Source organism: Pontibaca salina, assembly GCF_016307205.1.
GTDB lineage: Bacteria > Pseudomonadota > Alphaproteobacteria > Rhodobacterales > Rhodobacteraceae > Pontibaca > Pontibaca salina.
Window position 1 is genome coordinate 1 of the sequence record NZ_JAEIJD010000013.1, and the last position, 14,133, is coordinate 14,133.

General features: G+C 57.8%; 15 protein-coding genes and 1 pseudogene. 11 read left to right on the top strand and 5 right to left on the bottom strand.

What is annotated here, in order from left to right; genetic code table 11:
• Positions 1 to 199 precede the first annotated feature (199 nt).
• The 11 genes and pseudogenes from JAO82_RS12680 (at position 200) to JAO82_RS14480 (ending at position 9,657) form a co-directional block, all read left to right on the top strand.
• Positions 200 to 1,120, top strand: coding sequence for a glycosyltransferase family 2 protein (locus tag JAO82_RS12680; RefSeq protein ID WP_198686764.1), 921 nt, complete (start codon positions 200 to 202; stop codon positions 1,118 to 1,120).
• 303 nt (positions 1,121 to 1,423) lie between these two features.
• On the top strand, positions 1,424 to 2,185 hold the full coding sequence (locus tag JAO82_RS12685) for a glycosyltransferase family 2 protein (protein WP_198686765.1): 762 nt from the start codon (positions 1,424 to 1,426) through the stop codon (positions 2,183 to 2,185).
• Positions 2,182 to 3,300 (top strand): GDP-mannose 4,6-dehydratase, encoded by a 1,119-nt coding sequence (gmd, locus tag JAO82_RS12690; protein ID WP_198686766.1) that lies wholly within the window; start codon positions 2,182 to 2,184, stop codon positions 3,298 to 3,300. The genes JAO82_RS12685 and gmd overlap by 4 nt, the downstream gene beginning before the upstream one ends.
• 4 nt (positions 3,301 to 3,304) lie before the next feature.
• Positions 3,305 to 4,273 (top strand): GDP-L-fucose synthase, encoded by a 969-nt coding sequence (gene fcl / locus JAO82_RS12695; RefSeq protein ID WP_198686767.1) that lies wholly within the window; start codon positions 3,305 to 3,307, stop codon positions 4,271 to 4,273.
• Between the two features lie 677 nt (positions 4,274 to 4,950).
• Positions 4,951 to 5,109, top strand: a pseudogene (locus JAO82_RS12700) (addiction module antitoxin); the annotation flags it as partial.
• A gap of 4 nt (positions 5,110 to 5,113) precedes the next feature.
• Positions 5,114 to 5,629 carry an MbcA/ParS/Xre antitoxin family protein gene (locus JAO82_RS12705; RefSeq protein WP_232897389.1) on the top strand — a complete coding sequence of 172 codons (516 nt, stop codon included), beginning with the start codon at positions 5,114 to 5,116 and terminating at the stop codon, positions 5,627 to 5,629.
• A complete protein-coding gene (locus tag JAO82_RS12710) occupies positions 5,626 to 6,312 on the top strand; it encodes an RES family NAD+ phosphorylase (protein ID WP_198686768.1) in 687 nt (228 codons plus the stop codon). Before JAO82_RS12705 ends, JAO82_RS12710 begins: the two co-directional genes overlap by 4 nt.
• A 146-nt stretch (positions 6,313 to 6,458) precedes the next feature.
• Positions 6,459 to 6,659, top strand: coding sequence for an addiction module antitoxin (locus JAO82_RS12715; RefSeq protein ID WP_332872529.1), 201 nt, complete (start codon positions 6,459 to 6,461; stop codon positions 6,657 to 6,659).
• Positions 6,660 to 7,127: 468 nt separating this feature from the next.
• Complete coding sequence (locus JAO82_RS12720) at positions 7,128 to 8,234, top strand: Fic family protein (RefSeq protein WP_198686769.1); 1,107 nt, start codon at positions 7,128 to 7,130, stop codon at positions 8,232 to 8,234.
• 472 nt (positions 8,235 to 8,706) lie between these two features.
• Positions 8,707 to 9,306 (top strand): RNA polymerase sigma factor, encoded by a 600-nt coding sequence (locus JAO82_RS12725; protein WP_198686770.1) that lies wholly within the window; start codon positions 8,707 to 8,709, stop codon positions 9,304 to 9,306.
• 108 nt (positions 9,307 to 9,414) lie between these two features.
• Entirely contained in the window at positions 9,415 to 9,657 is a 243-nt protein-coding gene (locus JAO82_RS14480) for a zf-HC2 domain-containing protein (protein ID WP_198686771.1), read from the top strand.
• Between the two features lie 552 nt (positions 9,658 to 10,209).
• Here JAO82_RS14480 and JAO82_RS12735 read toward each other — a convergent pair.
• From JAO82_RS12735 to bufB, 5 genes are all read right to left on the bottom strand, one after another.
• On the bottom strand, positions 10,210 to 10,884 hold the full coding sequence (locus tag JAO82_RS12735) for a hypothetical protein (protein WP_198686772.1): 675 nt from the start codon (positions 10,882 to 10,884) through the stop codon (positions 10,210 to 10,212).
• Between the two features lie 141 nt (positions 10,885 to 11,025).
• Positions 11,026 to 11,994: a DUF3179 domain-containing protein gene (locus tag JAO82_RS12740; RefSeq protein ID WP_198686773.1), complete on the bottom strand. Its 969-nt coding sequence runs from the start codon at positions 11,992 to 11,994 to the stop codon at positions 11,026 to 11,028.
• Positions 11,991 to 12,461 carry a DoxX family protein gene (locus JAO82_RS12745; protein ID WP_198686774.1) on the bottom strand — a complete coding sequence of 157 codons (471 nt, stop codon included), beginning with the start codon at positions 12,459 to 12,461 and terminating at the stop codon, positions 11,991 to 11,993. The genes JAO82_RS12740 and JAO82_RS12745 overlap by 4 nt, the downstream gene beginning before the upstream one ends.
• Positions 12,458 to 13,222: an HvfC/BufC N-terminal domain-containing protein gene (locus JAO82_RS12750; RefSeq protein WP_198686775.1), complete on the bottom strand. Its 765-nt coding sequence runs from the start codon at positions 13,220 to 13,222 to the stop codon at positions 12,458 to 12,460. Before JAO82_RS12750 ends, JAO82_RS12745 begins: the two co-directional genes overlap by 4 nt.
• Positions 13,206 to 14,057, bottom strand: coding sequence for an MNIO family bufferin maturase (gene bufB, locus JAO82_RS12755; RefSeq protein WP_198686776.1), 852 nt, complete (start codon positions 14,055 to 14,057; stop codon positions 13,206 to 13,208). The genes JAO82_RS12750 and bufB overlap by 17 nt, the downstream gene beginning before the upstream one ends.
• Positions 14,058 to 14,133: the final 76 nt, after the last annotated feature.

Below are 14,133 nucleotides of genomic sequence, written 5' to 3' on the forward strand. Positions count from 1 at the left end.
AGCTGTGCTCTACTGGCAGCGAATTGAAACATCCAACCCCGATCAGCAGGTGCAAAGAGTAGCTTAAATTATGCCAAATACTGCCCAACAAATGGAGAGTAGCTCAACTTGGGTGAAATGGGTAGTAGAATGAGCTTCCTTCTAACACCGATAGCATCACTTCCCATTTCGATTTTTCTAATTGATCAAAGAGCATTCCTTGACCCTCACCGTCGTCATCCTCACCAAGAACGAAGAACGCCATATTGAGCGGGCGCTCGCCTGCGTGGCGCCCATCGCCGATCGCTGCGTGGTCGTGGACAGCGGATCGACGGATCGAACCGTGGAGATAGCTCTTTCTAAAGGCGCCCGCGTGCTTACGCACCCTTTCATCACGCAAGCCCAGCAGTTAAACTGGGCGCTTGACCAACTCCCACGCGACACCGAATGGGTGCTGCGCTTGGATGCAGATGAGTTTTTGACACAGGCTTTGGTAGCAGAAATTCGAGAGGGTATCACTGCCCTACCCGCTGAAACGCAGGGCGTCTTTGTATCTCGGCGCATGCACTTCCTGCGGCGTCGCATGCAATGGGGTGGGGTCTTTCCTGTGCGTGTGTTGCGGCTCTTCCGTCACGGTCGCGGGCACTGTGAAAACCGTTGGATGGATGAGCACATTATTGTGGACGGGCAGACTGCTGAGTTCTCTGGTGAGATTATCGATGACAATCTCAATTCACTGACATGGTGGACAGAAAAGCATAATTCCTACGCAAGCAGAGAGGTGGTCGATATACTCAATCAGGAATACAGATTTATGCCTCTGGAAACAGTCGCCAGCTTGCGCAGTGGTCAACAGGCAGGCATCAAGCGTTGGATCAAAGAGAATGTGTATGTGCGCCTTCCCGGCGGGTTCCGTGCTTTCGCGTATTTTTCTTATCGTTATTTTGTCCGACTGGGTTTTCTCGACGGAAAAGAGGGAACCGCGTTCCACGTCCTACAAGGCTTTTGGTATCGCTACCTCGTCGACATAAAATTACATGAGGTCAAGACGTACATGAAGCACAATCACGTGGATGCCGTTACCGCCATCCGAAAAGTTCTCGAAATCGATGTCCAGAGACAAAGATCGTTTGACGGCTGAGACTTGCCCGTTATCCACCCTTTGGCGGCGTGATCCGCGGCACCAAACGACACTCAGCACAATCCTTCAAAATCTCCGCCCGGGCCGACAGCGCGCTATGAGAGGGCGCCGAGGTGGGTCTCTGGCCGAACAAGCTCGCAGTTTGGCGCAGCGCGGGATCGGGGCGGCGTGAACCCCTGCCCTCTTGTTATCCGAGACAATATAGGCTTGATCGGCCAAAGGCCCGGCCCCTTTCGGTTTGGCTCGGCGCAGGCTATGGAACAGAAGATTTGCCAATTTAAGTTAGGGGTAGCGAGGCGGCGGATGCGGATTTCAGTGATCACCGCGGTGTTTAACCGCGCAGCGACCATCGGCGCCGCTATCCAGAGCGTGCAATCCCAGAGCTATGGGGACATCGAACATGTGATCCAGGACGGCGGCTCAGAGGATGGCACCGGCGAGATCGTCAAACGCCTGGCAAATGACAAAACCCGCCTCGTCAGTGCGCCAGATCGCGGCATCTATGACGCGATCAACCGTGGCATCGCGCGGGCCAGCGGCGAAGTCATCGGGTTGATGCATTCGGATGATGTCTATGCCTCGGATGAGGTTCTGCAAAAGGTCGCGCAAGCGCTCAAGCAGCCCGAGATTGACGGGGTTTATGGCGACCTGATCTATGTCTCGGCCTCCGAGCCGCAAAAGGTGATCCGGCGCTGGGTCTCTGGCACTTACCACCCGGCGCGGCTCAAACGCGGCTGGATGCCGCCCCATCCCACGCTTTATTTGCGCCGCGCGGTTTTTGAAAAATTTGGGCTCTATGACGCCTCTTTTGAGATCGCTGCCGATTATGACGCCATGTTGCGCTATCTCGGCACCGGGCAGATCAAGCTCGCCTATATCCCCGAAGTTCTTGTGAAGATGCGCGTGGGCGGTGAAAGCAATCGATCTTTGGGCCGGATTATTCAGAAAAGCCGGGAAGATTATCGTGCATTGCGGCGCAACAAGGTGGGTGGCGCCGGCACGCTGTTCATGAAAAACGCATCAAAGTTTACACAGTTTATTGATCGAAACGGAGCCATTAAATGAAAAAAGCCCTGATCACCGGCATCACTGGACAGGACGGGTCCTATCTTGCGGAGCTTTTGTTGCAGAAGGGCTATGAGGTCCACGGGATCAAGCGCCGGGCGTCGAGCTTCAATACCCAGCGCATCGACCATATCTATGAGGATCCCCATGAGCCCGATCCCAGCCTCAAGCTTCATTATGGCGATCTGACCGACAGCTCCAGCCTCAAACGCATCATGTCGGAGGTGCAGCCCGACGAAGTTTATAACCTCGGCGCCCAGTCCCATGTGGCGGTGAGCTTCCAGGCCCCCGAATATACCGCCGATGTCGATGCGATCGGCACCTTGCGGCTTCTGGAGGCAATCCGTTTTCTCGGGCTGGAAAAGTCGGTCCGGTTCTATCAGGCCTCGACCTCGGAGCTCTACGGCCAGGTTCAGGAGATCCCGCAAACCGAAACCACCCCGTTCCATCCGCGCAGCCCCTATGCCGTCGCGAAAATGTATGCTTACTGGATCACGGTGAATTACCGCGAAGCCTATGGGCTTTACGCCTGCAATGGCATTCTCTTTAATCATGAATCCCCGCGCCGAGGCGAGACCTTTGTGACCCGTAAAATCACCCGCGGTCTGGCCAATATTGCCCAAGGCCTGGAGACCTGTCTCTATATGGGCAATATCGACGCGCTGCGCGACTGGGGCCATGCCAAGGATTATGTGCGCATGCAGTGGATGATGCTGCAGCAGGAGGAACCGGAGGATTTCGTGATCGCCACCGGTGTGCAACATTCGGTCCGCGATTTCATCATCTGGTCCGCAGAAGAGCTTGGCATCAGCTTGCGCTTTGAGGGCAGCGGCTTGGACGAGCAGGCAATTGTGACCGGGATCACGGGCAAGAACGCCCCGGCGCTGAAGCTCGGGGATGTGATCATGCGGATCCACCCGCAATATTTCCGCCCCGCTGAAGTCGAAACCCTGCTTGGCTCACCCGCCAAGGCCAAGGCCAAGCTCGGCTGGGAGCCACAGATCACCGCACGGCAAATGTGCGCCGAGATGGTGGCGGAAGATCTCAAAACCGCGCGGCGCCACTCGCTGCTCAAAGACCACGGTCTGGAACTGCCGATGGCGCTGGAAGCATAAAGCGATGACACGAATCTATATCGCCGGGCACCGCGGCATGGTCGGCAGCGCCATCCTGCGCCAGCTGCAAGCGCGAAAAGACGCGGGCGCAGCGCTCGAGCTGATCACCCGCACCCACGCGGAACTCGATTTGACCGATCAAAGCGCGGTGCGCGCGTTCATGCAGGATCAAAAGCCTGACGTAGTGATCCTTGCAGCCGCAAAGGTCGGCGGCATCCATGCCAACGACACCTATCCGGCCGAGTTCATCTATGAAAACCTGATGATCGAATGCAATGTGATCCATCAGGCCTTCGCCGCCGGGGTCACGCGGCTGCTGCAATTGGGCTCCTCCTGCATTTATCCGCGAGACGCGACGCAGCCGATGCGCGAAGACGCGCTGCTGACCGGAACCTTGGAACCTACCAATGAGCCCTATGCAATCGCCAAGATCGCCGGGATCAAGCTCTGTGAGAGCTATAACCGTCAGCACGGTGTCGATTATCGCTCGGTGATGCCAACCAATCTTTATGGGCCGGGTGATAACTTCCACCCAGAAAACTCGCATGTTTTACCCGCTTTGATCCGGCGCTTCCACAAAGCCACCGAAAGCGGCGCAGAGGACGTGGTGATCTGGGGCAGTGGCACACCGCGCCGTGAATTCCTCCATGTTGACGATATGGCTGAGGCCTCGCTCTTCGTGCTGGATCTCGATCCGCAGAGCTATGCCGCCAACACCCAGCCAATGCTGAGCCATATCAATGTCGGCTCCGGCAGCGACATCTCGATTCTGGAACTGGCACAGATGGTGGCACGAATAACCGGCTTTAAAGGCAGGATCGTGACCGACCCGAGCAAGCCCGACGGCACACCGCGCAAGTTGATGGATGTCAGCCGGTTGCGTGATATGGGCTGGCAGGCGCGCATCTCCTTGGAGACTGGGCTGCGCGAGACCTACGCTTGGTTCATTAAGCAAGACAGCATCCGAGGCTAATCCGAACATTTAAGCAAGTCCAGTTTATATGACACCTCCCGTTCTCCTCTGCGCCGGATCAGAATACGCAATGGGCCATCTCAGCGAAACGCGATATCGTCGAGCGTGAGGCCGATCAACTCGGACCGACGGGTGAGAAGATCATAGCCCAGTAAGAGCATGGCTTTGTTTCTCACGCCCCAGGAAGGATCGGGTTGCTCGGCAAAGGCCCGATAACGCCCGTCACCGGACCCGGGCGCGCCTGCGAACCCAGTCGCCCCGTCGCGGGAAGGGTGCCATCGCGGGCCGACCCGCGCCCTTTACGCCCAAACGTGATCGTCGGCGTTTTCTAGATAGCGCAAGAGCACGCTGGTCGTCTTTTAGCCGCCGGCCCGCATTATGGCGAGGGTAATCGTGGCCAGCTTTTTGTAAGTTGCGGGGCGGGCCGACATAAATCGAAAAATTCGCGAGACTCCTCTAGCAGGCCACTTCTGTGCTTGCCGCCCGTAAAGCAAGAAATTTCCAACCCTGTTTACCTGTGATCGAGTGCGGTCTTCTGTCAGGCTCTGATATGCGGCACGTTCAGAAGCCGCGGGCCGGTTCTCTGATTGCGGCTCTGTCAAGCGGGAAAGCAGACCGTCCGTCCAAGGTCATGGTTCTCTCCGAGGTCGCAAGTGTTGCGCCTCATCAAGGTATTCACCGAATATATCCGCGACTTGATCCGGCGTGACAGGGAGCGGGTGGAGCAAGAGGCCTTAACCCGCCTGAAAGCCGAGTTGACTCATGCCCGCGCTGCCCCTGAGCAGAGGTACAAACCGCTGACGGCGGCAGAGGTGATCGCGCCGAACCAAGGTTAACCCGATGACCGCGGACCCGATCTTACCGTTCGGTGGCGAGCGAGTGCCGTGCCGGTGGGGTGAGTGTTTAATATCGGGACAAAACTTGACAGTTGCACAGTTTATAAACAGATTGGTGCTGGAGGTGCCGATCATGCCAGCAACGACGACTGTAAAGGCCACCAGCCGTAAGGATCTGACTGGGCCCGCCTTGCGCACATTCTTTAGGATTGCACAAGCTTGGAAACTGCAGGAGCAGGAGCAAATGCGGTTGCTCGGCCTGGAGAGCAGGTCAACATTTCAGTCTTGGAAGCGGGGTAGTGTGTCCACGATCCCTAAGGACGCGCTGGAGCGGATCTCGTATATTTTTGGAATCTATAAGGGCCTTCACATCTTACTTCCGAAATCGGCTGATGAATGGGTGCGCAAGCCTAATGCAGCCAAAACCTTCAATGGGCGTTCAGCATTGGACCGGATGATGTCTGGTAACGTCGCGGACCTCTTTGTCGTTCGGCAATATATTGACGCGCAACGCGGGTGACCGACGAAATTCAAACTATGGCGGTTGAGTGGCAGCCGTGCTTTCGCATTGTGCCAAGCCGCTTCCCTCCGATTAGCCTGTTTGAGGCTGTCGCAAATCCCGAAGACCTTGAGGCTGTTTTTGAAATCGAGGCGATGACCAATGATAGGCTTCGTGAAGAAGTAGGAGACATCGCATTGGTGGCACCGGAAGACCGGGTCTCTGGTCCGGGTACGTCGCCGATCATGGCCGCTTTCACCCATCTCAACCCCGAAGGTGATCGCTTCACAAACGGCACCTACGGAGTTTTTTATGCAGGCAAGTCGATCAAGACTGCGATTGCTGAAACAAAGCATCACCGCATCAAATTTCTGCAATCAACCAATGAGCCGGAGCAGGAGCTTGATATGCGCGTCTATGCCGTCGATCTGAAGGCCGATCTGCATGATATCCGAGGACTGCAGGCCAGCCATCCTGCGTACTATCACTCAACCAACTACGGAATGTCGCAAGAGTTGGCGTTGCAGCTTCGCGAAAGTGGATCCGACGGGATCGTCTACATGAGTGTAAGAGACGCAGGTGGCGAATGTGTTGCCGTGTTCCGAGCTCGCCTTTTGTCAAATTGCCGGCAGGACCGTCACCTCTGTTACGTTTGGGACGGGAAGACCATCTCGACCATCTACGAGAAAAGGGCGTTCACCTGACGTGCGAGCGTTTGGTTCGGAGCTCGCAGCTAGACTCACGCGAACCGAATGACTTTCAAACTGAATATGGTTTCAATGAATGCAGTTGCATAGGGGATGGAGGGGGCTGGCGGCCAGACCCTTTTCCCCCGGCCCTGCGTGACTTTGTGTCGGCCGTTGTCGGCGATGACGGATCCTGTGAAAACGTTAGCGAATACATCCGCGATTTGTTTCGGCGTGACAAGGAGATGGCGGAGCAGGTGGCCTTCAACCGGTCGAAGGCAGGGTGGACCCATGCTTTCGCGACCCCGGACGACACCTGTCAGCCGCTGACCGCAGCCGAGGTGATCGCCCGGAACCGGGCCTGATCCGGTGCCCGCCATCCGTACTCAGGAGGGCGCCTCCTACCGTCTTGATGCCATCTATCGTTACACCCGCGACAGATCCGGCGATGAGCAGGCCGAGACATGTATCAATGGCTTGTTTGCAGCCTTTGAGAGGATCGCTGCCCACGGCGTCGCATCAAACCCATCCCGGCCGAGTTCGGCCTCAACGGGTTCTTTCTTCGTTACAAGCGCCATTTTATATACGGGTGCCACCTCTCGAATGGCGACATCGGGATCGTGACCATGCTTCAATACGGTCTGACTGACGTAGTACCGGGAAAGCTTCGCCCAACATCCGGCGAGGCGTGAGATCAGGAGCTAAAAATTTCTGGGTCATTTCACACCAATTGCGGAGAATGACAGCTACTTTGTCCGCAGAATGTGCGGTGATAGTGCTTGCTTTTGCGGAGAATTCAATGCTAAACCGCCGCATATTGTGCGGAGAAAGATATGTACATCTGGGAGCAATCGCGCTGGCCTAGCCTGACGTGGGACGAGGGGGCACTTGCTGCGCCCTTGGTCGCGACCAGACATGAGCAAGGCAAGTTGCTCGGGAAGATGGAGGCCGTGGGCTTTGATCAACGAGAAGAGGCGATGCTCCAAACTCTCACCCAAGATATTGTCAAGACGAGCGAAATCGAAGGCGAAAATCTCGATACTCAGCAAGTTCGATCCTCCATCGCACGTCGTCTTGGGATCGACATCGGAGCGTTGCCTCCAGTAGACCGCAACGTCGAGGGGATTGTTGACGTCATGCTGGACGCAACGCGCAAGTACCAAGAGCCCGTGACGGCAGAGCGCTTGTTTGCCTGGCATGGCGCCTTGTTTCCAACAGGGCGGAGCGGTCTTTCCAAAATCCGTGTTGGGGATTGGCGAGATGATTCAAGTGGACCGTTGCAGGTGGTTTCAGGTTCCTACGGTCGCGAGCGTATTCACTTCAGCGCGCCGCCTGCCGATAGAGTGCCGGGGGAAATGACACGTTTTCTGGATTGGCTGAATGCGCCGAGTGAGATGGATCCAGTCATCAAGGCGGCAATCGCACATTTCTGGTTCGTGACGATCCACCCATTCGAGGACGGGAATGGGCGTATTGCGCGTGCAATTGCAGATCTAGCTTTGGCGCGATCCGAGAGTGTTCCGCACCGCTACTACTCGATGTCGACTCAGATTCAGAAAGAACGAAAAGCGTACTACGATTTGCTCGAGAAGACCCAGAAAGGCGATCTGGACATCACCTCGTGGATCCTGTGGTTTCTGGTTTCGCTACGGCATGCAATCCAGGAAGCCGAAACGACAGTGGCGAATGTTCTCGCCAAGGCACGCTTCTGGGGTCGGGCATCTCAGTTCCCTTTGAATGAACGCCAGATCAAAATTCTGAATCGCCTCTTTGATGGCTTCGAGGGAAAACTGACGTCATCAAAGTGGGCAAAGATTGCTGACTGCTCGCAAGACACGGCTGGGCGTGATATTGCCGCCCTCGTTGATCGTGGGCTGCTACGACGTGGTGAGGGTGGCGGACGCAATACGCACTATGAGATTTGCTTGGCAGTTGCTTGAACGCGCAGGTTCTGAAGATTTGGCTCGCTGCCTGAGCCGCTTGGGGCGAATAACTTTCGAACCCTGATCGGCTTCAGTTTTTACAATGACTTAAGGGGTGGAGAGGATTCGACACCAGTCCCGTTCCCTCCGCCAGAAAACAATCGCGAACCCACGACAGGGCCCCAGTGCGGGCCTTTTTATTTTTGTTTCATAGGGATTTAGTGTTCGCGAGCGCCCTTCAGAGACTGGCAAAAGTGTAAACGACAGCTGGCCCCCACCTATTCTTGATCCGCCTTTTTTGGGAAGCCATGCCTGTTTTGGAACAGGGGTGGAGTTTCTCCATGGAAGATACGTTGGAGTTTTTCCAGTCGGGCTGTCAATGAGCGTTCAAAACTGACCCGTATTCACGTTTCCTTGTCCGCAGGCACACATCTCTGGACTTTTGGAGGGTTTAATCTGCTTAGTGGATTAAACAATATGGGGACGTGCAATGCCGACTGCCCTAGTGGAGGAAGCGGCAATTGTTGACCTGCTCACCGCCGGTGACAGACCCGCCTTCGAGCAAGTTTACCGCAAGCACAACGCGGCAATGGTTCGCGTCGCAACAGGTATCGTGCGCAGCCGCGCGACAGCCGAAGAGGTGGCGCAGGAGACCTGGATAGCAGTTCTGAAAAGCGTTTCCGGCTTTGAAGGGCGCTCTTCATTGGCAAGCTGGATATTTTCGATCCTGATCAACAAATCCCGCAACCGAGCAAAGCGCGAAGGTCGCATAGTCTCGTTTGATGGTGCGGGCGAGGATGACAATCTTGCCGCCGCTTTTGACGGCCGGGGCCGCTGGAAAAACATGCCCGAGCTCTGGGAAACCCTGACCCCCGAGCGCATTCTGGCAGGTCGCAGCGTGATGGAACACGTCAATGCCGCGATTGAAGCCCTGCCACCCGGCCAGCGCGCCGTGATCATTCTACGCGCACAACAAGGGTTGGACGCTGACGAAGTCAGCACCATCCTTGGCATCACCGAGGGCAATATGCGGGTTTTGCTGCACCGCGCCCGCCTGAATGTCCGGGTCGCCCTTGATGGATTGATGTGAGAGAGGGGGTTGCAGCATCTTGGGACTGAATAATTTTCCGAAAACATGTAACAGGGCGGGGTTCTGTTTGTCCCTTTCATATGAGGCACGTGAAAGGAACACCGCCAGATGTTAAGCTGCAAGGAAGTTGCAGAGCGCGCCAGCGCCCTGATCGATGGGGAGCTGAGTACGTGGCAAGCGCTTCAGATGCGCTTGCATCTCGCGATGTGCAGAGGGTGCGAACGGTTCATCGGCCAGATACGGACAACCCGCGATCTCACCGAGGACCTGCCCGCAGCCGAGCCGCCCAATGAGGCCGATGACGACCGCATAAGCGAAATCCTTTCCCAGCTTCGCGAACAAGGGCAATAAGGCGGCTGTCGCCGCCAGGAAAGGAGCAATACCATGACCTACTCGCCCAAACACCGCACCGTGCTGATTCTGGCCAGCGGCCTGATCGCCGGATTTGCGGCCCTCGGCACGCCTGCGATAGCGCAGCCGAGCGATCTCTACCAACCCCCGTCCCTGATGACGAGCACCACAGATATAGCCGGCACGAGCACTGCCCCAGGGAAGCATTCGTGCCAATATTGTGGCTCACGGGGAGGTGAGCGCTGAGCGCTCGGGCCGGTGAGGGTTCAATTCTGTGACCAAAGATTTGTCCAAACTCTCACCGTCGCGCGAAGCCGGTAACAGCCGGCCGGATCCCAAAATGAGCATTACCATTGGTAACTCTCTGGTAATGCTCAATCACCATGTAGATCTCACACCAGCAGAACCAAGTGTTCGCTTTGGTCGCTTAAATGTCCGGGCATCGCGCCGTGCGCAGCGCGGATTTTGCCGGAGAAATCGCACCGTTCTGCCTATTGCGGGCAGCACGAGCGCCCAGCGCACCCCGATTCAATTCTGAAAGCACTGCTTCCGTCATGGAAGAATGTCGACCCCGAATGCCCAGACCGCCAGCGGCACCGGCATGACCGCCAGCGCAAGGGTCAGGGCCACGGCGGCCGGTTTGAACAATCGGCTCAGGCCCGCAAGAAACAGGATGCCGCCCCCGCCCCCGATCACCGCGTTGCCCGGCAGGTTGATGAGGATCGCCAAGAACAGATAGCGATAGCTGGATATGAACGGGGTCAGCCATTCCGGCGCCTGTTCGCACAGCAAAGCAAGGCGCTCCGAGCGGCTGAGCGGGTGAATATTCTCAAGCAAGACGCAAGCGCGGCGCAGGTGCAAATCAGCCAGCATCCGCTGCAGGCGCGCGTAAGGCACCCATTCGCCGGCCCCATAGGCAAGTAACAACCCGGCCAGTGTCGCAAGATAGATCCAAGGCGCAATGGATGCCCCATTCACGGCAAGCAGCATCAACCCGAGTTCAATCCCCGGCACGAATGGGAGCGCGATCAGCAACGCATAGATCGAGAGCAGTGCCACCACCATGCCGACCTGCGCACCGGGATGGATATCAGCCGTCCGCGCCGAGAACCAACCGATGACCAGATGGACCGCATAGGCCACCAGCAGCAAAGGTATCAGGCGCAGCACGATGCGGCAGATGCGGGCAGCCGCCGTCCCATGCGGCCCTTCTGGAAACTCAGCCATCTGGCCCCCATTGGCAAGGACGGCCCGCTGCATAGCGCAACGGCCGCCATAAACCCTTGGCACCCCTTTATCTCAGGTGGCGCGAACTTCCTATCTTTGAATATCTCGGCGCGGCGCGGAATATCTAAATTCCCAAACCGGTCAGTTTCCCAGCATCCACTTGCCGTCGGGAAAGAACGCATGAAACGCAAAGGCAAAGGGGATATCATGCACGACATCCCGGCCATCGGCGTCCTTAACCCGAATATTGCCGACCTCGCGCCCCGCGCCAATATTGCGGGCATCCAAGGCGGAAGCCTGCCCCTCGGCCCAGGTGATCGTCAGCCCGGCCTCGCGCACACTCCCAAGGCGGCGCAGCCGCTCAAGCGGCCAGGCCCGCTCGCCGACGCGCAGCACCCGCGCCAGCGGGCTTATGCCATGGGGCGGGTTTTCACCGCTGTAAAGGAAGGGCCGGATCGAACTGTCATAACTCACATAGGGGGTCTGCCCGTAATGGCGCTGCCAGTCCGGTTGGGCCATCACCAGCCCATCGGGATGCGCGGTGCGAAAGACGTCCCAACTTTCCATCCAACTGAGCAACTGGGTCAACTCGGTTCCGGCGTGGCGCCCGACGATGCCCTGCCCCACAGCCTGTTGCCACCAGCTTTCGCTTTGCCGGTCAAACATCACCATGTCGGAATTGCGCAACAGGCCCGAAACCCCGAAGGTCAGGATCTCTCCTGCAACCCGGCGGTCAAAGATCATGCCGGAATTGCACAGCGGGCAGAAAGTGACGGCGATGGGAATCTCCGCGACGGTATCATTCACGATCTCGTGCCACATCAAATAGCGGATCGGATAGGCGCGGGCCGCCTGCCCCTCTGGCACGTAAGTCAATACCGGTTCGCGCGGCTCAAGCCGGGTTTCTTGCGCTGCGGGCATGAAACCCGGATCCGACAGCGCGGGGATGCCGTCCTTCGGCGGTCCCCCCGATATGACTTCGTTCAAATCAACCAAGCTGCGGGCGAAATCGGTCTGCGGCCACGCAGCGGCAAACCGGCTGGCATCCGCGCTGGCCGGTCCGGCAACAAGCGCAAGGGTGATTGCTCCGATGGCGAGGGCGCGCCTCATTTGACTGACTCCGCTGCACTGTCCGGATGCACTGCTGTGCCGTCCAGCCCAAGCAATCTGTCCAGCGACAAACGCCCCGGTCCCAAGGCGATCAGCGCAAGAAAGGCGGCGGCCCAGAGGCCATGGGTCACCCAAGCGTCAGGATAGACAAAAATCTCGATCACTGCCGTCATTCCCAGAAGGCCAAGCGCCGCAAAACGGGTCAGCAACCCCAAGATCAGCAGGATCGGCAGCACATGTTCAGCGGTGGTTCCCAGGACCGCTGCCAGATCGGAAGGAATGATCGGCAAGGCATATTCATGTTCGAACAAGAACCAGGTCGAATCCTTGATCGTGAACAGGCCCTCTACCTTGGTGCGGCCGGATTGGAAAAACACCATCGCCGGGAAAATCCGCAAGGCCAATGTCACAATATCATGGGGGATCTGGTCGAACAGGCTGTTGAGGTGGCGGATGAGGGCGGTCATGGGGTCTCCTTCGGCAAGGTGAGGGCATCCGCCTGGATCAGGTAGAGCAGAATGGGCTGCGGGTCATGACCGGCTTCGGCAAAGGCGGCGAGTTCGGCCGCAATCAGTAGAGTTTGGCGCTCCTGCAAGGCCTCAATTAGCGCCGCATCTCCGGCCCCCACCGCAGTGACCGGCACCTGATACCGAGAATCGCGCAAGATCAGGGCGATTTCGGCCCCCGCCAGCGTCGGAATTTTCCCTGTCGCGCCGGGTTGGTTTGCGCGCCAGATCGTGACGGCGGGATGGGCCAGACGCAGGATCTGAACCGATGGGTGCAGAGCAAACCGCGCATGTTCGGGGTCTGACGCCGTTTTGGTCAGGGCCTCCACTGCAACAGGGTCGGTATCGGCAGCGTGATAGGCGCGACCGCGGGCCAGTTCGATCCGTGCCACATCCGCCATATAGGGGTATTGTGCCAAAGGGGGAAAACCCACCAGAAAATCGGGGAATGTGGCGCCCCAGTCCAGCAGAACCGGAGATCTGGGACGATGGGCGTCGAGATAGACCCTACCCATGGCACCAAAGAAATCATCGCCGACCAGCCGTTTGATCACCGGGAAGCGCTTGGCCAGCGCATTGGTCAGACTGGTGGCGACATTGTTGCGATAGACGGCAAAGCGTTGCGCCGTTTCGTCCGGCTCCCGCGCCGTCACGCCTTGCGGCACGTCGCCATCGATCAAACCGGTCGCGAAATCCGAAACCAGATCAGGAAACCCGCTCATGGCGCAGCTCCTTCCTCCGGTCCAGAACGGCTTGCGCACGGGTGGCTTCAGCCAGCAGCACTGGCCAGTCCGGCACATCATTGTCCCACTCGATCAAAGTGGGCAGCGGCCCGGTCTGGTCTAAAACAGCCCCATAAAGTTCCCAGACCGGATCGGCGACCGGGCTGCCATGGGCGTCGATCAGCAGCGGACCGGACGGAAGCTCTTCCTCGTCATGTCCGCCAAGATGTAATTCACCCACTGCCTCCATCGGAAAATCGGCAAGATAGGCCAGCGCGTCGGTCCGGTGATTGGTGGCTGATACAAAGACATTGTTAACGTCGAGCAAAAGCCCGCAGCCCGTGCGCCGCACCACCTCGGCCAGAAATTCGGTTTCGGGGATCGTCGATTGCTCGAACAGAACATAGGTCGACGGGTTTTCCAGCAGCATCTGCCGCCCCAATTCCTCCTGTACCTGCGCGACATGGCGGCAGACCTGCGCCAGCGTCTCCTCGGTATAAGGCAGCGGAAGCAGATCGTTCAGATAGGCGCCACCATGGCTGGACCAGGCCAGATGTTCAGAAAAGCTGTCGGGCTGATAGCGCTGGCACAATATCTTCAACCGGACCAAATGCGCGCTGTCTAAGCCCTCCGCGCCGCCGATCGACAGGCCAACTCCGTGCAGAGATAACGCATAATCTGCGCGCAACCGCTCCAGCTGGAGATGGGGCAAACCGCCCGCCCCCATATAGTTCTCCGCGTGGACCTCGAAAAAGCCCAGCGCCGGGGCAGCGGCACGGATCGCCTCAAAATGCTCGGGTTTGAACCCGACTCCGGCTGCAACAGGCAGGGCCATGGCAAATTTCTCCCAAAAACTCACGCAAAATGATGTGATCCGGGCGGCGGAGAACGATCCCCCGCCCGAACGAAAC